Here is a 21704-nt window from a genome sequence, read left to right as displayed (position 1 = left end):
CGCCGCAGAAACACTCTGCACTCTCTCATTACTTCCAGCTTCCAGCCTTCTCTCCTGAGAGCAGCCTTCATATGAAGTTGTCTGCTTTCTATGTGATTCCGTCGAGTTGTTCAAATCTAAGAAACCTCCTAATGTTTCATCCTTCAATTAGCGTATATATCCGCCAATCTACTATGACTTCTGCTGCATTCTGACAGTTCAGCTCTTACATTACTGCAGAGTTTATTGCTTAGAAATTCATCACCACAATTAGCTGTCAGATTCTTCCCTGGTTAAGAATATTTACTTTCACTTCATCTATCTGCTGTATTTACACTTCCTGTCTTGAATAGTTTTGGGCTTTATTTTGTTGTGCAAATTCACCCACAGGATTGTGCCTTTTATACAGTTCGTATTCCTCAGACCGAAGCTTTGCCTCCAACTTCCTTCAGATTCCACCTCGCGATGGACACCCTTGTCTTCAGCTAGTGGTTGGCACTATTAACCCCCACATCAGACTTTCACTGATTAGCAAATATTCATGCCAGGCAAACTAGTAAAACTGCTGTAAATTAATACAGCAGTCTAGATAATTAATATTTAATTCTAAATTCCGGCATTCCAGTTGAATAGGGAGCTATAGCATATGGTTGAAAATACACTACCAGCTCATCACCTTCCAGATAATAACACTGATCTTCATCTAAACTCTGAAAACCATAATCATCCTGAAAATAAATATCAGGATTCTTTTTTATTTCAGCTTTAATCAGCTCTTCTACCTCAATGAGGGTCATATCCTGTTGTTCCAGAAAGGTGCTTAAATTTAAATCTTTACCTGAGGAAAGATCAATATTATAGCTCAAACTGTAGGGATTACCATGAGCTCCACCTGTATACTGATAATAATTAAATTTAATGCTTAATATTTCACTACTATTTTTTAAATCAAAATCTACTCTACCTACAAATTCCCGCATCGGGAACTCCGCCTCAGAAAAATCCTGCTGACTCTGTCTAGCCATCTCGATAGTATATTCAATAAAGGTTAGAATATTATCTCTAAAAAGATCATTGTATTTTTCCTGTATGTTTTTTCGATTTAATTCCATCAGGATTGGGATTTTTGCCTCAATCTGATAAACATCTTTTTCTGTTTTTTCGACTGAAAGCGAGACTATTTCTACAGCTTCAACTGGAACCGCTGTCAGACAGAGAAAAATAGCTGAAATTAAAATCATGAGATTAAAAACAATACAATCTAAAAAGGAACTTTTACCCTTCAATTTAGACAACTCTTTTCTCTTCTTATTTTTTCAACTTAATTCCTTTAGAAGTTATATCGATAATTTTTTCTTTATATAAACCACCAATTGCCTTTTTAAAGCTTCCCTTGCTGATTTCTAACTCTTTTTTTATGCGTTCAGGTGAACTGTCATCATTTAAGGATAACGAGCCACCTTTAGCCTGAAGACGATCCAGGATTTTTTCTTTCGCATCTTCGATTCTACCATAGCCTATCTTTCGCAGACTGACATCAATTTTATTGTCGTCTCTAATTTTTTTAATATAACCTTTTAGCTGGTCTCCAATTGTAATTTCTTTATAAATATCATTCTCATAAACTAAACCAAAATATTTGTCATTAATAATTACTGTCGCTCCCAAATCAGTAAATTTATAAACTAAAATATCTACCTTATCACCTTCACTAAACTCTACATTTTCTGGAGCTTCTTCAATTCCTGTTGTATCAATATCACTGCTTCTCATTATTTCACCAGTACCTTTCTTTAGTTAATTGTATCTTTATTGTAACATAAAAGCTAAATTAATAAAATAGCAAAAAGCCTGCCGGTGAAATTACCAACAGCATTAACTTAAACTTAAAACTTTTTTTAAAAAACATCAAATCCCCCCGATTAATATTTAATTTTGAATCATTTCTATAAATTTTTCTGCCAGCTCTGGATCAAATTGACTACCAGCACATCTCTGAATTTCGGACAGAGCTTCTTTTTTAGAAATAGCTGATTTATATGATCGTTGATGAGTCATCACATCAAAACTATCAATAAGCGCAATAATCCTTGCTGTATAAGGAATCTTTTTACCTACCAATCCCTGAGGATAACCACTGCCATCCCAGCGTTCATGATGTGATAAAACTCCTTCTGCTACAGATGCAAGTTCAGGTATTGATTTGACAATCCGATAACCGCTTTCAGGGTGATCCTTTACAGTTTCATACTCTTCTTCAGTTAATTTATCTGGTTTTTTTAATATTTTTTCAGGAATAGAAACCTTCCCAATATCATGCAATTTACTTAGTAACTTTAAATTATCAATTTCACTGGTAGAAAGATTTAATTTGTTAGCAAATTTGACTACTAAATTATTCATTCTGGCAGCATGTTCTTTTGTTTCATGACTCTTTTCCAGCAGCGTGTTTTCCAGAGATAAAATAATAGAATTACTTGCACTTTCACTTCCAGAGATTTTATTTCTATACATTTTGGCTTCCGCTTTTTTAAAGACTTCTTCATAGGACTGATCGAGATTCTTAATCTGAGCAACTCCCAGAGCTATACTTAAGTTAATAGGCATCTTATCTGCTTCAGCACATGATTTTCTTATTCTCTCTGCTACTTTTCGAGCATTATCTAAGGAAGTTTTTGGTAACAAGATAACAAATTCATCACCTCCCCATCTGGCAATGATATCTTCCTTCCGACAGACAGTTTCAAAAATTCCTGCTATTGCTTTTAAAAGTTCATTTCCTTTTTGATGGCCAAAAGCATCATTAACCAGTTTTAAGCCATTAACATCTCCCATAATTACAGAAATAGGAAGCTGTCTTCGAGTACTTAATCGCTTTAATTCTTTTTCTAAAAAGTTTCGATTATATAACCCCGTTAATTTGTCATGATAGTTTAAAAATTTTATTTGACTCTGTTTCTCTTTTTTTTCAGTAATATTTTGAGCGGTTACTAAAATTGATTTTTTATCGTTAAATTTAATCTGATTAAAATTCAAATTAAGCCATTTCACCTGGTTTTTATTAATAATTATTCTTATTTCTACATTTTTAGTCCCCTTTTTACCTTTTTTCTTTAATAGATTATTGATTTTTGCTTTATCTTTTTTATGTATAAAAGTCATTAATTCTTGATTGATAATTTGTTTACAGTTTTTATTTAATATTTTTGTGAAAACTGGATTAGCATAAATAATTTTATCTTTATTTAAAATAAAGATTCCAATAGGTGATTTTTCAGCTAATTCGTAATATCGATATTCAGATTTCAATGATAATTTTCTTATCTTTAATAAATTCTTTATTCTATATTTCATTATTTGTTTTTTAACAGGAAGTATAAATAAATCATCAAATATGTTTTCCTGTTCTTTTAAATAAATATCTTGTTTATCTGCACCTGATAGTAAAATCACCGGCAAAAAGATAGGCACTTCACTTTCCTTTATTTTAATTATTTCTTTTTTAAACTTTTTATAATAGTAGGCATCGAGAATAATCAAATCATAGTTAGCTTTAAATAAGTCAGTTTCTTTTTCAAGTTTTAATACTTTAAAATCTCTATCTAAAAAGTTTTTGATCAAAGAAAAATCTTTTTCATTTTTATTTAAAACAAGTATTTTATTTACCTTATCCTCATTTAAAGTTTTAAAGAGCTCATTGACTTGAACAGTACTATTTAAATTCATGTTTAGAACTTCCTTTGAAATTTTCAGTTATAAATTCTGGATTTCCGGTTAGTATTCCCCGGAGATGGGTCAAAGGTTTTCCAACCCTAATTCCCTGATTGGTAATCTCAAATTCCCGCATCTGCTTTTCGAAATCACTGAGTCTCTTTTTTAAAACTCCTATTGCTTTTTTTAATTCACCATTAAACTCTAAATACCGCAAAAACATTAAATTATCTGCTAAATAACTGATCTCTCTCCACGTTTCGAGGCAGCCTGTAAAAATTGAAGCCCCAGAGTGGTTTTTCCAACACCACTTGCCCCGGAAATTACAGTTGTTGTACCCTTTTCTATTCCCCCATGCAGTAAATTATCCACTTCCAGAATTCCTGATGATATTATTTCATTGTTGTAGTCAAATTCATTCTTATTTATCTTTAGTCGTGGATAAACTTTCATTCCTTCTTCTGTGAGCTTTAAAGAATGTTTTCCTGTAATGAAATCAGATCCTCTAAATTTACTGATATTAATATATCTTCTATTTTTATTAATGAAACTTAAGTCTATAACGCCATCAGTCATAAATTGCAGATCATCATCAGGCCTGTTTTTATTTGCTTCAGAAGAAATTAGCAGCGTTATTTTTCTATCCACTGCAAATTGAATTAACGATAATATCTCATTTCGAAACTCAAATTCATTTTTAGCTAAAAATCTAAGCTGAGTTAAACCATCAAAATAAACCCTATCTGCCTTACTTACTTTTAATTCATCTATTATTTTTTCAATTATTGATTTTTTCTCAACTTCCTCCACTGAAAAAACACTATACTGCTGATTATCTTCAATTAATTTAGAAGATGGAGTTAGATCAATAAAGTTAATTTTTTCTAAATTAAAATTTCTATTATTAAAATCACTTATTAATTTATTTTTATTTTCAGTCAAAGTTATTAAAGTTGAATTTTCATCATTTTTAATTCCTTCAACTAAATAATGAATTCCCAGGGTAGTTTTCCCCGTTCCAGGTCCTCCCCGTAAAAGATATGTCTTTTTAGCAATCAACCCCCCATTTAAAATCACATCTAACCCTTCTACTCCAGTCAGTAAACGTTTATTTTTTACCATAATTAACCCCTTTCTGGAACAACAAATTATTTATTCTATTTTGTTATCCAATATAAAAATTATTATCTTTTCATTTTCTGACAAAGCCATATTTTGATCATAATAAAATTCAGTTACTTTACAATCCAGTATTTCTTCAATAATTTTTCTTGCTTCCTTCCCCCAGTTATTAAAAATATACTTATAAGTTTTTTTGATTATCTGCTTTCCCTCATCCGTCTTAAAATTACTGAAAATCTTTTCCGGATACCAGTTAATTTTAATGATCAGAATGTTTTCTAATGCATATGTCTTTAAATATTTTGGTCCTTTCCCTGAAATTTTTTTATACACCTTACTTAGTTCGTGATTTAATGTTGCATATTTTTTCACTAACGTCCAGCTCCCCCAAATAAAATAGAAAAATATGTAAATAAACAGAAAAAACCAACACCATAAAGTGTTGGTTCAGGCTCACAATAGGCCTAGGCCTATTTTTCTTCCTAAAACTTAATATTACTGGTCAAAAATCAGTTTTAACCTCATCTTTCCCAGCTTATTTTTACTTTAATTGCTATTATTTATTATTCAACAATTTATCTGATATTCCTGCAAAAAAACTTATTTTTTGACATCTTACATAAAAATTTCATTAATTATTTAATAGTTTAACATCTTTACACCTTCTCCTCTCGCAGCAGATACTGATTTATATTGGGTAGATTAGAGGCAGCTACCAGCTGGCCAAAATCATTAACCTTAAAATTTATATTTTTGGTCCCAGCTTCAATAATTTTACTATCCTGATCACTCTTAATTACTAGAGTTCCCAGAGCCTGTTTAATAAAAACCTGTTCCCCAACTCTAAAATATGTTTTGCTTAATTTGCTGCCTGCTTCCTGGGCAAAAATAATTTCTTCTGCCTGATAGGAGCCACCCTTTAAAAAACCTGATTTACTCTTAACAATAATTGATTTTTTGGCTCTAATAGTCGAATTATAGCAGCCCAGACGATTTATGATCACTGAACCCCCAATATTGATTTCGGAGTTCTGGATATAACCGGCATAAATATTTAGAACACCGTTGTGATCTAAGTTAAGTTCTATAAATTCTTCTAAATTATCTTTAAATTTATAGAGAATCCTCTCATCTGTGATTCGTTCTATATTTGCCATATTATTAAAATAGGGTGTAATCTCCTTAAAATATTTTTTTAACTGATCACTATTATTTATTTTATCGTTGACATTTAAAATTAACTTTTTTAATACTGGAAACTTATTTTCGATCAGCAGCCTTAAAACTCTGCCAGTGCGAAAATTATTGAGATCCATTTTCCTTTTATTAGCCTCACCTAAAATCTCTTCTACAGCTTTTTTGAGATTTTCTAAACTGCCTATAATTTTATTTAAAGCTGTTACAATTTCTCGATCCAGATAGTTACCAATAAATAACTCACTGGCTATAATATTATTATTTACATACAGGTTACCCCGGGTTTTAACTTCAGCATTGGCAATATTCCCCTGAACCTTTAAATCATTACCTACATCAACATTAAAATAGTCCTTTACATCCCCTTTAACAAGAAGATCCCCGTCATATTTAATATGCCCGGTATATTTATCTACATCACCTTTGATTATATATTGTTTATAAATATGGACCTCTACTGTTGAGCTTCTCCTGAGCAATTTAGGCTGACCGCCTGCTAAAGCAACTGCTTTTAAACCGGCTTTTGTCAGCTGTACATTTTTACCTGCGCTAAGTTTTAAGTCTTTAACAGGAGGAGGAGGAATTCTTTCTGAAAAAACATTGATCCCGGCTTTTCCTTCAACTGCTTTCTGTTTATAACAGATCATCTCACCTTTGTCGATTGAGTCAATAACATTAAATAAATTTTCTTCTCTCTTTTTATATTCTTCACTTTTTATAATTTCTGCATTCTTACCTTTTTCTGCTTTTCTTCCCTCAGCAATTAAATGTCTTCCACTTAAATTACCTTCCTGAGCCAGAAATTGATTGAGATAATCATGTTTAATACCATGACTGATATTATGGAGATTTAGAAGTTCAATTATTTCATCCTTATTTACTTTTGGAAAAATCTTTTCTTTACTTTCAGTTTCCACTTTAATTTGATTGGCTGCTTCTGTATCTTTAAGCTCTAATCGCTGTTCAGGAGTAATCTCAATTATTAAATAGGCCTTCAATTTATCTTCGCTGATTTCTGTAGTTAAATTTTTGCTTTTTTTAACTTTCTTAATTTTAAACTCAATTAAATCTTCTGCATCCTGGCTGACAACTACTTCTTTACTTTCCTTCTCTCCAGCTATATAAATTTCAACATTTTCTCCAGCAATAATCCTGGGATATCTGCCCAGCCCCTCTGGATTAATGATAGTTAGTTTTCCATCCTCAAGATAAACTATTCCATCTTTATTTTCCAAAATAAAATTGCCTCCCTTACAATCTAATCTTCTCTTATTTTATTTCTCTATAAATTGCATAGATACCTATTTTATTATTATTTAAAAGTACAGGAAACGCAGTTAATTGCAGGTTAAGCTTTTCTCCCCTGGAATTAATACGACAAACCTGATGTTCTAATTGAGTCCCGGTTAAAACAAGTTGAGAAAAATCTTTGGCCTCCCCCTCTTTTCCTGCTGGTACAATCAGAGAGTCAAGTTCCTTGTTTTTCAATTCTTCCATCTCATATTTAAAAAGCTGACAGAACTTTTTATTAGCATTAATGATTTTCTCATCAAGATTAAGAAGTACCAGGGCATCTGGAAAATTATTAAAAAGCTGCAGATAATGATTTCTGTGTTTTGGAGAATGAGACCTGGTTATTTGATCTACTAACTGTTCCGGAATTATTGAGGTAATCGTTTTCAACTTATTTGCCTCAAAATCAGGAACTAAAAAATTATCATAATATCTTTCCTTACCATCTTTTTTTACTACTATTCTTGTCTTAGTATTTTTATGATTTTCAATAACATAATTTAATTTCTCCAGATAATTACCTTTGCTGTAGTTAGCAATCTTTAAATCAGCAAAAGTTTTATTCAAATCTCTTTCTGTTAAATCAAATAATTCCATAGCCTTTTGATTAAAATAGATAAGCCTTTTCTCAGTATCATATTTTATTATGGCGGCGGGAAATTCATTTAATATCTTCTCGTAATTTTTTTCAGACAAAACTTCTCTAGTAATATTCTGATGTAAGATCATAACTTCATAAGATCCTATACCTTTAAAAGAAGAAACATACATTCTAAACCATCTTTTTTCCTCAGGTGAATGGCAGGGATAATCCATACTAAAATTATTCTGCTCATCATTTAAAACAGATAAAATTCCATTATAAGCTCTGGCAGAAAATAAATCTCCTCCTGCTACAGCTTCTTTACATATTTCTAAGTAATTTTCACCTATACCGACATTCCCTGGTAAGGCTCCATTTTCAGCTGCAAACTGTTCCCAGGAACTATTTGTATAAACAATTTTGCCCTCTTTATCTAAAATTGAAATGTTACCGGGAACTGAGTCAAGTGCTGAAGCAGTAATGTACTTTTCTTTTTTTAAGTTCTTATTTTCTATATTTTTCTGACTTAAATTAACTTTTATTGCTTCCTGTTTGTAAATACCATCTAAAACAGATTTTAATTGCCTTTTAAAAAGGTCTATAGACTCAGCTTTATGACTTTCAATATTTGAATTGAAAGAAAAATATATAATATACATATGTCCAGCAGCCTTAACTTTAAAGTAAAGAAGTTCACCTCTAAAATCAGTTAAATATTCCGCTAATATATTTTTAATCTCAGAATCTGATGCTGCCATAATTTCAGGATACGAATTTTTAGCAAGCTTAATTTTATTAACTGCTTTCCCAAAATCTTCTTTTTGCTGACTAAAAATTTCAAGCTCAGATCCTGGTGTCAAAACTGCCATTTTTAAATCTTTCACAGCAAAAAAATCTGCGATAATATCCAGTTCAAGTTTAACCCGCCCTCTTAAATCGGCGATTTCTATAATCTCCTTCATAATTTTCACCTCTCATTAAATATCATAAAAAAAATATCATAAAAATAGCTTGATAAAATAACTTATTTAATATATTCTATGTTTCCCCTATCATTCCTTTATTGAATAATGATAATTCATAAAAATAAAAAATAAATTACTTATAGCACTTGACACATTTTTCACATATATGTTAAGATAGAGATAGGTTAAATTAATTTAAATTTTTAAAGGAGGAATTATTTATGAAAATCAAAACAATTGTATTAATGATCGCGGTAGCAGCTTTATTAGTTGCACCAACAGTAAGTGCTCAGGACACAGTTTCTTCTCCCTCTGTAGTGGTTGACGAAGCTAGCTTAATGAATGCTGCTAGTGCAGATGGTGCCTGGATCGTAATCATCCAGCAGGATTTAACTGTTGATGAAGAGATCGTTCTAGAAGGTAAATTTAAAAATGACGGTGAGTTAGACCGTAAGTTAGCTCTGTATGATCAGGATTCTGATCACAATGTAACTGACAGATATACTTTAAAAGCTCCAAGCATTACCGTTAAGAGCCCTAACACAAGATTTAAAGCTGGTACTTTTGTAGGAGATGTTTATGTAGCAGCAGAAAACTTTAAATTAACAACTGGTTTTACTGTAAAAGGTAATGTTTATTTTGAAAATGAAGCTGCTAAAAAGACTTTCAAGATTGAAAATGGAACTACTGTAACAGGTAACTTAGTTAATAATTGGTAAATAACTACTTTTAAGCAATAGAAAATAACTAACCGGCCAGTATAATACTGGCCGGTTTTTTTAAGACATATGTGATTTTTAAAACACTATAATCTTATATTTTTTCTAATTAAAGTAATATATAACTTAAGATATTATTTTTGGTTAAAAAATACAATTCATCTCTATTATCTCTAAATTTCATCATTCTTAATTTTTTTTATTAGTTCCTTTACCCTACTATCAATAATTTCTCTTGTTTCTCTAAATACTTCCATCGGCTGGCCGGCTGGATCATCCAGACCCCAGTCTTCTCTAAACTTACAGGGGATATATGGACATTCAACTCCACACCCCATTGTAATTAAAACATCCAATTCTGATGGTATTTCTTCCAATAATTTAGGATATTGATCACTGATATCTATCCCAACTTCATCCATTGCTTTAACCGCATTAGGTTTTACTTCTGGAGAAGAATCTGTACCTGCACTATAAACATCCAGAATATCACCCGCATATTCTCTGGCAAATCCCTCTGCCATCTGACTGCGGCAGGAATTTCCCACACAAACAAAAGCTACTTTATATTTCATTAAACTCTCTCCTTTTTTATATTTTTAGTTTTAAAAAATATCGCTATCTGGTAGTGTTTCACAACTTAATGAACTTGAATTATATTTCTTCAATCTCGATTTATCTTCTTTAGCAGCTTCAAAATTTTTAATTTCTTCCTCAATTAAATACTGCAGAAATTTATGTTCAGTCAACAGTTCCTGATTCAAACTATAATAAATCCACTGTGCTTTTTTGCGGCCCTTAATTAAATCTACCTGTTTTAATTTAGACAGATGTCTGGAAGCATTGGACTGAGTCACCTGCATAATATTTTCCAGTTCACAGACACATAATTCAGATTCCTCTAAAAGATTTAAGATCCTTATTCTATTTTCATGAGCAAGGGCTTTTAAAACTTCAATAATTTCCATTTAAATTTCCCCCAATATTCATATATTCGATTCTACTCATATTTAAAGCTTATAATATAATTTTTTTTATGTCAAGAAAAACCTATCAACTTTACAGTGATTTAACATTACAATTAAAAATTAAATTAAAATTTCTATTTCTTTTTCTGAAATCTTAAAACTGCTATCACAGATTCCCACTGATTCTCCATCCAGCTCCAATTCTACCCGCTCCTGACTAGAAATCTTAATTTTTTCTACCTGATGTGATTCTACCAGACTATGGCTGAGATGTTTGCCTTTATAGGCTTTAATTAAATTAAGGATTATACCTAATTTAGAGAAATCTTTTAACAAAACTAAATTTAATTTGTCAGAAAAAAGACCAGCTTCAGGAGCAATTTTTATTCCACCACCAAAATAATTACCCTGGGCAATTATAACAGATCTTATCTTCCCCTGATAAAGCAGCTTATTATCTGCTTCAACTTTAACTTCTTTATTTTGGTAATTAAACAGAGTCTGAAAAATTTTAATCAGATAGCTTAGACTTCCATCAATTGTTTTTTTGCTTTCATTTAATTTTTTTGCAACCTCAGCTCCCATACCACAATCAGCAATATTGAGAAAATATCTTTTGGTCTTTTGCTGCTGGTAATTAAAAAAATCTGCCTCTACAACTCTAACACTTCTGCTTTTTTCTTGTTTAACCAGGTCGATAAAATCTTCTATATTAGTTGGCAGGTTTAATGTTCTGCTTAAATCAGAACCGGTACCAAGAGGATAAATAATTAATTTTGTTCTCAATTCTTTTTTCTCGGCTGAGAGAATTCCGTTAATAATCTCATTTACAGTACCATCACCACCAACTGACATAATATAATCGTAATTTTCTTCCACTGCTTTTTGAGCAAATTTAACTGCTTCACCTGGTTCTCTGGTATAAATCTCCTCAAAATTGCTAAACTCCTGCTTAAAATATTCATTTTTTTTAGGCCAAATCTTTACAGCTTTTCCTCCAGCTGCTGCTGGATTGACGACTGCAATTATTTTTTTATCCATAATTTATCCTCATCTTATTTATATATTTTTGAATTTTAATTTTTTGAATGTTAATTAGTTAAATTTTTTTAAAACTTATCAACTTAAGATTTTAAATATTTAGATTTCAGTCTTTTAGCTTGATAAAGTTAGGTAGTTTTGTTATGATATTTCTAACTATAGCTGTTAAATTTATAGATTTATTAAAGATTTTAATCACTTTTATAATAATATATTAACTGTTAATAGCTATATATTCAAGTAAATTTAGAAAACAGGGAGGAAATATTAAAACATGCAATCTTCAGTAACTGAGAATAAGAGTAGATGGCTTTATATTCCTTTAGGCTTAATAATATTTATGTGTATGGGAACAATTTATTCCTGGAGTATCTTTCGTAAACCAATAGAAACTGCTTTTAATATAGGGGCTACTGAAAGTGGTCTGCCCTATATGGTTTTCCTTGTCTTTTATGCTCTGGCTATGCCCTTTGCAGGCAGCTATATGGATAAATATGGTCCAAAGGTAATGACAATCGTTGGTGGAATTTTTATTTCTATTGGCTGGTTTTTATCTGGTTTCACTTCTTCTATTATAGTTCTAACTATTAGTTATGGTGTCATAGGAGGAATGGGAGTTGGTATAGCTTACGGTGCTCCCATGGCTGTAGCCGCCAAATGGTTTCCGGATAAAGAAGGTCTGGCAGTTGGTTTAACCCTGGGAGGTTTTGGACTTTCCCCCTTTATAACTGCTCCTGCAGCCAGCTGGTTAATCAGAAATTTTGGGGCTTTTACTACTTTTAAAATTCTAGGCGTTTTATTTGCAGTAATTATTACTCTACTTGCCTTACCACTTAAGTTTCCAGAAACAAACAAGAAAGATTCTAAGACTAAGCAGAAGAAAAACTTAAGCTCAGAAATTGCTCCTGAAAAAATGCTTAAAAGTAGAAGCTTTTATGCGCTCTGGACCACTTTTGTAATTGGAACTATTATTGGACTGATGGCAATTGCGATTTCTGGTCCAGTTGCAGTAGAATTAATTAACCTGGACTCAACCACAGCTTCCATTTATGTCTCTTTATTTGCAATTTTTAATGGAATTGGACGTCCGATATTTGGAGCCCTGACAGATAAATTAAAGGCAAAAAAGACAGCAATCATTTCTTTTTCCTTAATTATTATTGCTTCCTTATTAATGATAATTAACACTTCCGGCAGTCCCGTACTATACTTTATGTCTTTTTCAATTTTCTGGCTAAATCTGGGAGGATGGCTTGCGATAGCTCCTGCTGCAACTTCGTATTTTTTCGGCAAGAAAAATTACAGTCAAAACTATGGTTATCTATTTACAGCCTATGGTGTTGGGGCAGTTATTGGTAATTTGTTTTCCGGAAGTATCAGAGATATTATGGGAAGTTATCAGTATGTCTTTTACCCAACTTTAATAATTGCTGCTATCGGAATAATTATTTCTTTTCTCTTTTTGAAAAAAGATCGGGTTAATAATTCTGAAAAGGAAACCAATTATTCAGCTGGAAATGTTTAAATTTGGGTTTAAAATAATAAATATTTTCACTTTGATTAAAAATAAATAATGAAACTTAAAAAGGCAGACTGAAAACTTACCTGATTTCAGTCTGCCTTTGAATTTGATTTATATTCTCAGACTTGATATTCATACTTAAGTTAAAATTTAATTAATCTAAATCCAGGGTAATAGTAACCGGACAGTGGTCTGAGCCCATAACTTCAGTTAAAACCTCTGCACTTTTTAGACTGTCCTTCAGTCCCTCAGAGACAAAATGATAGTCTATCCTCCAACCTGCATCCCTCTCACGAGCTCTGGTTCTATAACTCCACCAGGAATAAGTCTCTTTTTCAGGATAAAAATAGCGATAAGTATCTATATATCCGTGATCTTCAAGTTTATCAAGCCACTTTCTTTCGATCGGTAAAAACCCAGAAGTTTGTTGGTTGGAATCGGGATCATGGAGATCTATAGGATGATGGGCAGTATTATAATCTCCACAGATCACTACCTCTTTTCCATTTTTACGAAGTTCCTCACAGTATTCGAGGGTGGCATCATAAAAATCAAGTTTATAATCAAGCCGTTCCTGACTGCTTTTACCATTGGGAAAGTAAATATTAAGCAGATAAAAATCTTCAAACTCGGCTGCTATAACTCTTCCCTCCCTGTCAAATCGTCTAATTCCCAGGCCATACCAGACATCAATTGGTTCTATTTTAGTATATAAGGCTACCCCACTATAACCTTTTTTCTCCCCAAAAGTAAAATAGGAATAATAATCGTCTATCTCCCGTAATTTATCTTTTAATTGATGATCCTGAATTCTAATCTCCTGCAGTCCCAGAATATCAGGCTGTTCTTTATCTATCCAGTCTAAAAACCCCTTTCTTGCTGCTGCTCTAATTCCATTAACATTCCAGGAATAAATTCTCATTAATATCCAACCTTTCTTACAACTATTTTATATCTCTCTGATAAATTTTTTCTACCTCTTCAAACTCACTCAATATTCCCTGATCCTGCTGTTGATAAATTTTATTAACCACCATAATAACAATTACATTGATCATAAATCCAGGCACTATCTCATACAGAGTAGCACCGAGACCACTTTCTTTCCAGATAATTAAAGTTATAGTTCCCACAATCATCCCTGCAAAAATAGACTGCCAGGAAGTCTTTTTAGAAAAAATTGAAAATAATACCGGCAGTATAATTAATATTAAATAATGATTCAAATAACTTACCTGAAGCGACCAGGCCTGACTTAATCCCCCCAGATAAACGGCACCAGGCAGCCCCATTAAAAGCCAGCCGCTTAAAACGGCTGATTAAACAAACTATTTCCAGCTGTCCTCTCCTAAAAGAGGAACAAACCTTACATACTCAAGCTCTTCTTCCTTGAATTTTCCATTATATTTCTTTTTTATTAATTTCAGACTCTGAATTCCACCACGATCTCCAATAGGAATTATTATTCGGCCACCTTTTTTGAGCTGATCCTGCAGTTTTTCTGGTACATAGGGAGCTGCTGCAGAAACTATAATAGCATCATAAGGGGCTTTTTCTTCCCAGCCCAGACTCCCATCACCAACTTTTACTTCAACATTCTCATAGTTTAATTCTCCGAGTACCGCTTTTGCTTTTTCTGCTAACTTCTCAATTCTTTCAATAGTATAAACTTCAGCGGCAATTTCTGCTAAAAGAGCTGCAGCATAACCGGAGCCAGTCCCCACCTCAAGAACTCTGTCTGATTGATCTAAATTAAGGGCCTGCAGCATAGAAGCGACAATATAGGGCTGACTGATTGTCTGACCTTCCTCTATACTTTGAGCACCATCCTCATAGGCTAAATGTCTATTTTTTTCTAACATAAATTTTTCTCTCGGAACTTTCTTAAAAGCATCAATTACTGACTGATCCTCTATCCCTCTTTTAATTAACTGTTCTTTTACCATCTGCTGGCGAAGTTTTTCAAAATCTCTTTCCATATTCTACACCTCCGCTAAAGTTTAGACTCACTAATAAACTCTCTAACTGGAGTCCATTATAAAAGTTAAAAAACAATAACATCAAACAATCTTAAAGATCGCTTAAAGACTTTTTATCAATTTTACCAGTGGCATTTTTAGGCAGTTCCTCAATAAAGTCTACCAATTTAGGAATTTTGTAATTAGCAAAATACTGCATGCAGTATTTCTGAATTTCTCTTTCAGTGGCACTTTCACCATCTTTTAAAACAATCACTGCTTTCGGAATTTCACCTCTAAGTTCATCTTTGGTAGCAACTACAGCTGCTTCTCTAATCTTCGGATGTTTATATAACTGTTCTTCTATTTCCCGGGGATACACATTCATACCACCAACATTAATCATATCCTTTTTTCGATCAATAATATAGACATAACCATCCTCATCCATTTTACCGAGATCACCTGTGTGTAACCAACCACCACGCAGAGTTTTCTCAGTTGCTTCAGGCATCTTAAAATAACCTTTCATTACATGTTCACCCTGAACTACAATTTCTCCAATTTTACCAGAAGGTAATTGATTATCATCTTCATCCACAATTCTAACTTTCGTTTCGGGAATTGGAAGCCCGACTGATCCTGATTTTCTTACCCCATCAACAGGATTTACATAGGCAACCGGTGAAGTTTCAGTAGGACCATTACCTTCCAGAATCTTAACCTTGAATGTCTCCTCAAAATCCTCCATTGTCTGCTGCGGCATAGCAGCACCACCGGAGATACAGAGATTTAAATGAGAAAGATCATATTCTTCTTTATTTTTAACATTTAAGAGAGCTGAGTACATTGTTGGTACTCCAGCAAAAAATGTCACATTTTTTTCCTGAATAGTTTTCAATACTTTTTCTGGTAAAAATCTATCCATAATAACTATTTCCGCCCCTAAAAACAGCGGCATTAAGATACATACCGTCTCAGCAAAGGCATGAAACATCGGCAGTACACAGATATAGCGATCACTGTCATCAACCTTTAAATGTTCAATAGTTTTTTGAGTATCAAATATTAAATTATGATGGGTTAACATTGCACCTTTGGGCTTACCGGTAGTACCAGAAGTGTAAAGACAGGCTGCAGTAAATTCCTGATCAATATTTTTTAGTTCTGGTAGAGATGTTTTTTTATCTTTTAAATCTGATAATAATAGATAATCATCAGATTTATCACCATCAACTAGAATAATATTTTCCAGAAAGTCTAGATCACAGTCTTTAATTAAAGGCAAAAACTTTTTTGAAGTAATCACTATCTTTGCTTCAGAATTATTTAAAATGTATTCAACTGCCAGTGTCTTAAAACTAATATTTAAAGGCACCATAGTTGCTCCCGATTTGATAACCCCGAGATAGGCGGTTAAAAATTCTAAACAGTTAGGGAGCATAATGCTGACCATATCTGAAGGCTTAATATTTAAGTCTATCAGCCCGTGAGCAAGTTGATTGCTCTCTTTTTCCAGCTCACCATATGTAATTTTTCGGTCATCCAGTACTGCTGCAGTTTCTTCTTTTTTTTGATTTGCAGTTTTAGAAATAATATCTCCGATTAACAATTAAATTACCTCCTATTATTAAATAAAAACATTCGCCAATTATTAACTATTTTTACTTTCAATTACCAGCTGACATGAAAGCCCCGGGTATCAATATGTATAAAAGGCCCTCTAACTCCATTACCCTTATAACTGCAAACTCCACCCTGCAGATGAAAGAATTCTTCTTTTTGATCAAATTTTACTGCCAGATCATAAAGAAGATCTGCATCTGCTTTAGTTGACTGACTATCACCATTTAGATCATCCATCCATCTATCTCCACTATTGTCAATATATATATCTGCAGCATCTCCAAAAAGATGACGGCTAAAATCAGTATCATTTCCTATTTTCTTGTTAAAATAAGGAGATCGATAAAGACTTACAATCCCAAATGTTTCGGCCTGATAGCCGGCTTTGTTAACTTCTTCCAGAAAAAACTCCAATTTTAACAGTAAAGACTCCTGAATTGCTATAAATTGCGGCAGCTGATTACTCTGTCTTGTTAGAAACTGTGCCACTTTAAAATGAGGAGTTATTTTCAAATCAAGTATTGATTCATCTATTTTCCAGAAGCCATCCGGTTTTTTATAATGATCTTTCTTGTCTGTGGGGATTTCTGGATAATTTCCGATTCTAAAGTTTTCTAAATACTGGCCATTTTTTTGTCCGCGTGGATGAAGCACAAAAACATTAATTTTAATTTCTGAAGCTGGACCATTATTGTTTTTTTCTTTAATGGTAGCCTGATAATATCCACTTTCTGCATGAGCATTCCAGTTAAATGAATTGTCGCTTTCAAATATCTTACCACCGAGTTCAATTTGATACATCTGACCTTTATCTTCTTCTGCAATAGAAAATTTAATTTCTTCTCGAGGCATTACAAAAATACTAAATATTTTAAACGGTATCTTTAACCCATTATATTCTACAGAAAAATTTGCATGTTCGGCTGAAAAAGCTGCTGTATTAACTGATAGGGTTATAATTAATAATGTACATAATAATATTGATAAATATAATTTTTTCTTCATCTATTCTTCTTTTTCTCCTTTATTTAAATGTATTGTATTAGTTTAAATTAACTACTATTGGGATTTGAAATATTCATTTATTACTTTTTGATCTCGATTGTATATATCTTCTCTAAAATTTAAATTTCCCAGAGAATCTACCCAGGCGGTATTGTACTGGATATAAATTTTAATCGGGTTATTTAAATAAATAGTTTTTTCCGTATCTTTTTTCATCTCCGCCAGTATAGCTTCTCGATTCCATTTTTCCTGGTCTTGCAAAAGATATTCTGCCAGATCTACTGGATTTTCAATTCTAATACAGCCTGAACTAAAACTTCTATCAGTTGCTGAAAATAAATATCTACCAGGTGTGTCATGTAAATAAACACTAAATCTATTCGGAAACATAAATTTTACTCTCCCCAGGGCATTCTGGTCTCCTGGATTTTGCCGCAGCAGATAATTAAAATTTTGCTTGTTAATCTTTGACCAATCAACCTCTGCCGGATTAATCTCTTTTAATCCACCGTTTCCCGTATATTTAAACAAAGAATAATTATTATCTTTCAGATAAGTATAATCTTCCTTAATCAGAGGGAGTTTATCTTTAACAGCGATTGATTTAGGTACATACCAGTAGGGATTTAAAACCAGATACTTAATGGTATCACTAAAAACCGGAGTACTCCTCTGCTCCTGACCAACAATAGTTTTCATTTCCATAATAACCTGATTATTCTCATATAATTTAAGATTATAGTCCGCAATATTTACATAAATATAGCGGCTTCCTAAATCTTCAGGCAGCCAGCGCCATCTTTCCATATTTATGATTATCTGTTTTATTCTGTAGTCTAGAGGAACATTTAAAGCTTTAAGAGTTTTCTCACCTACAACTCCATCTACTTTTAAACCATGATCCATCTGAAATCTAATTACAGCTCTTTTTACCGTTCGGTCAAAATAATCATTATTCTCAATTTGACCTTGATTTAAATAATTGTGGGCACTTAAATTAGAAATTAGCTGAGCCACCCTCTGTCCTTCCGCTTCTTCAGCTAGAAGGCCACCGGAATCTATTTGCGGCCACTCTTTTATTTTTTCAGAGTTACGATAATCGGCCAATTTTTGCTTTAATTTTCTGTAATTATCTATTTTAGGAAGCTGTTCCTGCAAAGTCTGGGCTACATCCTTTTTTTCAAGCAGCAGTTCCAAAAGATTTTGTGCTTCGAGGTTATCAGGTTGATAACTATAATCCTCAACTATTATTTCTGCATCAATTTTTCCATTTAAATAATCAGAAGCCAGGCTCAGATAGGCATTAGTTAATAAAATATCAAGCAGAGCTCTTTTGTTGAGTGAACCTTCTGCAAACAGATTTTTATCCTTAATATTTTCTTCTATATATTCCAGGTGATAATCTTCAGGATTTAAACCCTCATCATAACTGTTTTTAATTTCTTCCACCAGCGCTTCCGGATCTCTTCTAAACTGTGCCCCTTGAAACCAGATAGACTGATAGTATCTCTGATCATAAAATTCTTTTAATTGTTGATAAAAATTAACATCTTCATTCTCAGGAAACAAGCCGTCATATTCTTCAATTACAAGCAAATGATTTCTAATTGACATAGCAAGCTCACTTTGAGCAGCTGCATTCAAATTAAAGATAAATATTAATAAAAATATACTGAAAAAAATAATGAGTCTTTTTCTCAAAATCATCACTCCATAAACTTCTATATTTTAATATATCTCTTCAATTTTATCTAATAATTTTTCTAGAAGCTGAGACAGTTCTTCAGCAGAATCTTCCATATCCAGTAAAGCTTTTTCCATAAAATCCTGCCTCTTTTTAATCAAACTCACCATTATTTCTCTTCCCTTTTCAGTGATTTCTAAAAGAACAACTCTTCTATCCTCAGTATCTCTTTTTCTTTTGACCAGCCCGGCCTCATGTAAATAATCAACTATTACTGTCACAGTACTATTAGCCATATGCAGTTCTTCGTGAATCTCTCCCATACTTACAGGTTGTGATTCAATAATAACTCTTAACACATGAAATCTTCCCAGAGTTAAATTATAACACTTAAGATGATCTTTTGTGTACTCATTTAAATATTTAGATATATTACGTATTTTTTCTTCAATTTTATTATTAATTTTATCTCCCATATTACATCCCTCACCTAATTATCTTTTTTAAAATATCATTTCAATAGTTAAAATTATTATATAATAATTTAGCTCTAAAAACAAATATAACGAGGATATATATAGGTACCAGGTACAAGTGATATCATTCACTAAATTGCAGCAAAAAAGAGCCCCTTAAATAGGGCCCTTAAAATTACAGTCTATAATTAATATTTAGTTGTTTTTTAGTTCATCAATTTTATTTTTGACAATTTCTAACTCACTGGAAAGAGTATTAGCAAGATTTTCTAATCTTGTTATTTCGCGATTCCTGCTTTCAGGACTATTTAAGTCTTCTGCTTCATTTTCAGCAGGTTGATGATAAGCTCCTCTACCGCGACCTACCGCAGCTCTAGCATGACCAATTCCACGACCTCTTCCCTGACCGCGGCCAAATCTCGGACCTTGACCGGACCCATTTCTAAATCCTCTTCCTGCTCTCTGGGGAGCTGTATCAGCTGTAAATCCCGGCTGATCATTGCCTGCACAATAACCTAATCCTCTTCCTGTCATTTGACATGCACCTTCTGGACCTCTTCTATTTCCTCTTGGCATAATCAATCACTCCTTTATTAATTTTTTATGAACATATGCTTTTTATTCTGCAACTACATTATAACTTTATTTTGAGCATATGTCAATAATTAAGCAAAAAAATTTATTTTTTTTTCAGCGGGTTTATATAAACCAGTTTCTACCCGCCACAGAAATTTTATTTAGATTTCTAAAGATTTTTTAATGCTTATGATTTCCGTGATGGTGCTCATGATTATGCTGATGCTGATGATCATGATCTCCATGAGAACATCCATTAGCAGATGCATCTAATTTTCCATTAAGATAATCAATTACTGCAGCTTTTGCTTCTCCAGCAGCACCGCAAACAACTTCTATCTTGTTCTTTTCGAAAATAGATAGCACCGGGTACTTGTAAAAAATTGTCAAATAAACTTTATAATGAATTCCAATTTTTTACAAGTACCCGGTACCAGAATATTAATCCATATTTAATTTAAGCGGTTCAACTTTTTCATCAAAGCCAGCTTCTCTTGCAGCAAGACGTTTGGCAATTTTGATAAATTCTCTAGATATTTCAGCTTCCGGTTCATCAAAAACAATTGGTTTACCAGAATCACTGCGGCGTCGAACTTCAGAAATTAAAGGCAGCTGACCAAGTAATTCTGTTCCCATGAAATCTGCTAAATCCTGGCCACCATTTTCTCCAAAAATATAATCTTTACGGCCACATTCTGGACACTGATAATAGGCCATATTCTCTACTACTCCAATAATCTCATGGTCCATTTTATCTGCCATGGCTCCAATTCTACCTGCTACCTTAGTTGCTGTTACCTGAGGGGTGGTTACAACCAGAGTTTCGGCATGGGGAACCTTCTGCATAATATTTAAAGGCATATCTCCTGTTCCTGGAGGCAGATCGATCAGCATGTAATCCAATTCACCCCAGCGCACATCTTTAAAAAACTGTTCCAAAGCACCAGCAAGCAGAGGTGCACGCCAGATCACAGGTTCATTTTCTCCTACAAAAGATCCCATTGAAATTGCCTTAATTCCCTTAACTTCTGGAGGAATAATTTCTTTTTCGCTAACTGCTCTTGGTTTATCTGTGACTCCCAGAATACGGGGAACACTAAATCCCCTTACATCTGCATCTATAATTCCAACTTTATATCCCAATTCCGCCAGGGCAGTTGCAAGATTGACAGTAACAGTAGATTTTCCTACTCCACCTTTACCACTTGCTACAGCAATAATCCCCTTATTAATTGAGCCGTGTTCTAACTTTACTTTCTTTTCCTTAACATCATACATT

General features: G+C 32.7%; 23 protein-coding genes. 2 read left to right on the top strand and 21 right to left on the bottom strand.

The genetic code is table 11. From position 1 onward, the window contains the following. Positions 1–572: 572 nt before the first annotated feature. The 8 genes from DFR79_RS13580 to DFR79_RS13550 form a co-directional block, all read right to left on the bottom strand. Positions 573–1274 carry a DUF3298 and DUF4163 domain-containing protein gene (locus DFR79_RS13580; RefSeq protein WP_133516017.1) on the bottom strand — a complete coding sequence of 234 codons (702 nt, stop codon included), beginning with the start codon at positions 1272–1274 and terminating at the stop codon, positions 573–575. Positions 1275–1287: 13 nt separating this feature from the next. Beyond that, positions 1288–1752: a hypothetical protein gene (locus tag DFR79_RS13575; protein WP_133516016.1), complete on the bottom strand. Its 465-nt coding sequence runs from the start codon at positions 1750–1752 to the stop codon at positions 1288–1290. A 156-nt stretch (positions 1753–1908) separates the two neighbouring features. Continuing rightward, a complete protein-coding gene (locus DFR79_RS13570) occupies positions 1909–3705 on the bottom strand; it encodes an HD domain-containing phosphohydrolase (RefSeq protein ID WP_133516015.1) in 1797 nt (598 codons plus the stop codon). Then, the gene (locus DFR79_RS16255; protein WP_208107556.1) at positions 3692–3913 is read right to left on the bottom strand and encodes a hypothetical protein; all 222 of its coding nucleotides are present in this window, start codon (positions 3911–3913) and stop codon (positions 3692–3694) included. Before DFR79_RS16255 ends, DFR79_RS13570 begins: the two co-directional genes overlap by 14 nt. An 11-nt stretch (positions 3914–3924) precedes the next feature. Then, positions 3925–4812: an ATPase domain-containing protein gene (locus tag DFR79_RS13565; RefSeq protein WP_208107555.1), complete on the bottom strand. Its 888-nt coding sequence runs from the start codon at positions 4810–4812 to the stop codon at positions 3925–3927. 30 nt (positions 4813–4842) lie between these two features. Beyond that, the gene (locus DFR79_RS13560; protein WP_166638059.1) at positions 4843–5184 is read right to left on the bottom strand and encodes a Na-translocating system protein MpsC family protein; all 342 of its coding nucleotides are present in this window, start codon (positions 5182–5184) and stop codon (positions 4843–4845) included. 284 nt (positions 5185–5468) lie between these two features. Next, positions 5469–7244, bottom strand: coding sequence for a FapA family protein (locus tag DFR79_RS13555; protein ID WP_166638058.1), 1776 nt, complete (start codon positions 7242–7244; stop codon positions 5469–5471). 34 nt (positions 7245–7278) lie between these two features. Beyond that, entirely contained in the window at positions 7279–8847 is a 1569-nt protein-coding gene (locus tag DFR79_RS13550) for a PAS domain-containing protein (RefSeq protein ID WP_133516012.1), read from the bottom strand. 224 nt (positions 8848–9071) lie between these two features. Here DFR79_RS13550 and DFR79_RS13545 point away from each other — a divergent pair, with 224 nt between their 5' ends. Continuing rightward, positions 9072–9569, top strand: a complete 498-nt coding sequence (locus DFR79_RS13545; RefSeq protein ID WP_133516011.1) for a hypothetical protein — start codon at positions 9072–9074, stop codon at positions 9567–9569. A 173-nt stretch (positions 9570–9742) separates the two neighbouring features. Here DFR79_RS13545 and DFR79_RS13540 read toward each other — a convergent pair whose 3' ends face one another. The 3 genes from DFR79_RS13540 to DFR79_RS13530 all read right to left on the bottom strand — a co-directional run bounded on the left by DFR79_RS13540 (position 9743) and on the right by DFR79_RS13530 (position 11578). Beyond that, positions 9743–10144: an arsenate reductase ArsC gene (locus DFR79_RS13540; RefSeq protein WP_133516010.1), complete on the bottom strand. Its 402-nt coding sequence runs from the start codon at positions 10142–10144 to the stop codon at positions 9743–9745. Between the two features lie 30 nt (positions 10145–10174). After that, a complete protein-coding gene (locus DFR79_RS13535) occupies positions 10175–10537 on the bottom strand; it encodes an ArsR/SmtB family transcription factor (RefSeq protein ID WP_133516009.1) in 363 nt (120 codons plus the stop codon). A gap of 120 nt (positions 10538–10657) precedes the next feature. Continuing rightward, positions 10658–11578, bottom strand: a complete 921-nt coding sequence (locus DFR79_RS13530; protein WP_133516008.1) for a diacylglycerol/lipid kinase family protein — start codon at positions 11576–11578, stop codon at positions 10658–10660. A 274-nt stretch (positions 11579–11852) separates the two neighbouring features. On the opposite strand from DFR79_RS13530, the gene DFR79_RS13525 reads away from it, so the two are divergent. After that, positions 11853–13103, top strand: coding sequence for an L-lactate MFS transporter (locus DFR79_RS13525; RefSeq protein ID WP_133516007.1), 1251 nt, complete (start codon positions 11853–11855; stop codon positions 13101–13103). Positions 13104–13254: 151 nt separating this feature from the next. Here DFR79_RS13525 and DFR79_RS13520 read toward each other — a convergent pair whose 3' ends face one another. The 10 genes from DFR79_RS13520 to DFR79_RS13475 all read right to left on the bottom strand — a co-directional run bounded on the left by DFR79_RS13520 (position 13255) and on the right by DFR79_RS13475 (position 21703). Continuing rightward, positions 13255–14022, bottom strand: coding sequence for an exodeoxyribonuclease III (locus DFR79_RS13520; RefSeq protein ID WP_133516006.1), 768 nt, complete (start codon positions 14020–14022; stop codon positions 13255–13257). 22 nt (positions 14023–14044) lie between these two features. Further along, complete coding sequence (locus DFR79_RS13515; protein WP_208107554.1) at positions 14045–14392, bottom strand: hypothetical protein; 348 nt, start codon at positions 14390–14392, stop codon at positions 14045–14047. 36 nt (positions 14393–14428) lie between these two features. Next, positions 14429–15079, bottom strand: coding sequence for a protein-L-isoaspartate(D-aspartate) O-methyltransferase (locus tag DFR79_RS13510; RefSeq protein ID WP_133516005.1), 651 nt, complete (start codon positions 15077–15079; stop codon positions 14429–14431). Between the two features lie 91 nt (positions 15080–15170). Next, a complete protein-coding gene (locus tag DFR79_RS13505) occupies positions 15171–16670 on the bottom strand; it encodes a long-chain-fatty-acid--CoA ligase (RefSeq protein WP_133516004.1) in 1500 nt (499 codons plus the stop codon). Positions 16671–16732: 62 nt separating this feature from the next. After that, positions 16733–17689 (bottom strand): peptidase M15A, encoded by a 957-nt coding sequence (locus DFR79_RS13500; protein ID WP_133516003.1) that lies wholly within the window; start codon positions 17687–17689, stop codon positions 16733–16735. A 54-nt stretch (positions 17690–17743) separates the two neighbouring features. Continuing rightward, on the bottom strand, positions 17744–19396 hold the full coding sequence (locus tag DFR79_RS13495; RefSeq protein ID WP_133516018.1) for a L,D-transpeptidase family protein: 1653 nt from the start codon (positions 19394–19396) through the stop codon (positions 17744–17746). Positions 19397–19417: 21 nt separating this feature from the next. Next, complete coding sequence (locus DFR79_RS13490; protein ID WP_133516002.1) at positions 19418–19849, bottom strand: MarR family winged helix-turn-helix transcriptional regulator; 432 nt, start codon at positions 19847–19849, stop codon at positions 19418–19420. A 195-nt stretch (positions 19850–20044) separates the two neighbouring features. Next, complete coding sequence (locus tag DFR79_RS16155) at positions 20045–20425, bottom strand: DUF5320 domain-containing protein (protein ID WP_166638057.1); 381 nt, start codon at positions 20423–20425, stop codon at positions 20045–20047. Positions 20426–20605: 180 nt separating this feature from the next. Next, entirely contained in the window at positions 20606–20791 is a 186-nt protein-coding gene (locus tag DFR79_RS13480) for a hypothetical protein (protein ID WP_166638056.1), read from the bottom strand. 75 nt (positions 20792–20866) lie between these two features. Further along, positions 20867–21703 (bottom strand): Mrp/NBP35 family ATP-binding protein, encoded by an 837-nt coding sequence (locus tag DFR79_RS13475; protein ID WP_133516000.1) that lies wholly within the window; start codon positions 21701–21703, stop codon positions 20867–20869. Position 21704: the final 1 nt, after the last annotated feature.

Origin of the sequence: Halanaerobium saccharolyticum (genome assembly GCF_004362045.1) — a bacterium.
Taxonomy (GTDB): Bacteria; Bacillota; Halanaerobiia; order Halanaerobiales; family Halanaerobiaceae; genus Halanaerobium; species Halanaerobium saccharolyticum_C.
Note: the sequence above shows the minus strand (reverse complement) of the source record. Positions and strands in the feature narration are given on the sequence as shown.

Bases quoted from the DNA above. Each gene is read 5' to 3' on its own strand.
- DFR79_RS13575 (WP_133516016.1), bottom strand. From the start codon at position 1,752: ATGAGAAGCAGTGATATTGATACAACAGGAATTGAAGAAGCTCCAGAA.
- DFR79_RS13570 (WP_133516015.1), bottom strand. From the start codon at position 3,705: ATGAATTTAAATAGTACTGTTCAAGTCAATGAGCTCTTTAAAACTTTA.
- DFR79_RS16255 (WP_208107556.1), bottom strand. From the start codon at position 3,913: ATGTTTTTGCGGTATTTAGAGTTTAATGGTGAATTAAAAAAAGCAATA.
- DFR79_RS13565 (WP_208107555.1), bottom strand. From the start codon at position 4,812: ATGGTAAAAAATAAACGTTTACTGACTGGAGTAGAAGGGTTAGATGTG.
- DFR79_RS13550 (WP_133516012.1), bottom strand. From the start codon at position 8,847: ATGAAGGAGATTATAGAAATCGCCGATTTAAGAGGGCGGGTTAAACTT.
- DFR79_RS13545 (WP_133516011.1), top strand. From the start codon at position 9,072: ATGAAAATCAAAACAATTGTATTAATGATCGCGGTAGCAGCTTTATTA.
- DFR79_RS13540 (WP_133516010.1), bottom strand. From the start codon at position 10,144: ATGAAATATAAAGTAGCTTTTGTTTGTGTGGGAAATTCCTGCCGCAGT.
- DFR79_RS13535 (WP_133516009.1), bottom strand. From the start codon at position 10,537: ATGGAAATTATTGAAGTTTTAAAAGCCCTTGCTCATGAAAATAGAATA.
- DFR79_RS13530 (WP_133516008.1), bottom strand. From the start codon at position 11,578: ATGGATAAAAAAATAATTGCAGTCGTCAATCCAGCAGCAGCTGGAGGA.
- DFR79_RS13525 (WP_133516007.1), top strand. From the start codon at position 11,853: ATGCAATCTTCAGTAACTGAGAATAAGAGTAGATGGCTTTATATTCCT.
- DFR79_RS13520 (WP_133516006.1), bottom strand. From the start codon at position 14,022: ATGAGAATTTATTCCTGGAATGTTAATGGAATTAGAGCAGCAGCAAGA.
- DFR79_RS13515 (WP_208107554.1), bottom strand. From the start codon at position 14,392: ATGGGGCTGCCTGGTGCCGTTTATCTGGGGGGATTAAGTCAGGCCTGG.
- DFR79_RS13510 (WP_133516005.1), bottom strand. From the start codon at position 15,079: ATGGAAAGAGATTTTGAAAAACTTCGCCAGCAGATGGTAAAAGAACAG.
- DFR79_RS13500 (WP_133516003.1), bottom strand. From the start codon at position 17,689: ATGAAGAAAAAATTATATTTATCAATATTATTATGTACATTATTAATT.
- DFR79_RS13495 (WP_133516018.1), bottom strand. From the start codon at position 19,396: ATGATTTTGAGAAAAAGACTCATTATTTTTTTCAGTATATTTTTATTA.
- DFR79_RS13490 (WP_133516002.1), bottom strand. From the start codon at position 19,849: ATGGGAGATAAAATTAATAATAAAATTGAAGAAAAAATACGTAATATA.
- DFR79_RS16155 (WP_166638057.1), bottom strand. From the start codon at position 20,425: ATGCCAAGAGGAAATAGAAGAGGTCCAGAAGGTGCATGTCAAATGACA.
- DFR79_RS13475 (WP_133516000.1), bottom strand. From the start codon at position 21,703: ATGTATGATGTTAAGGAAAAGAAAGTAAAGTTAGAACACGGCTCAATT.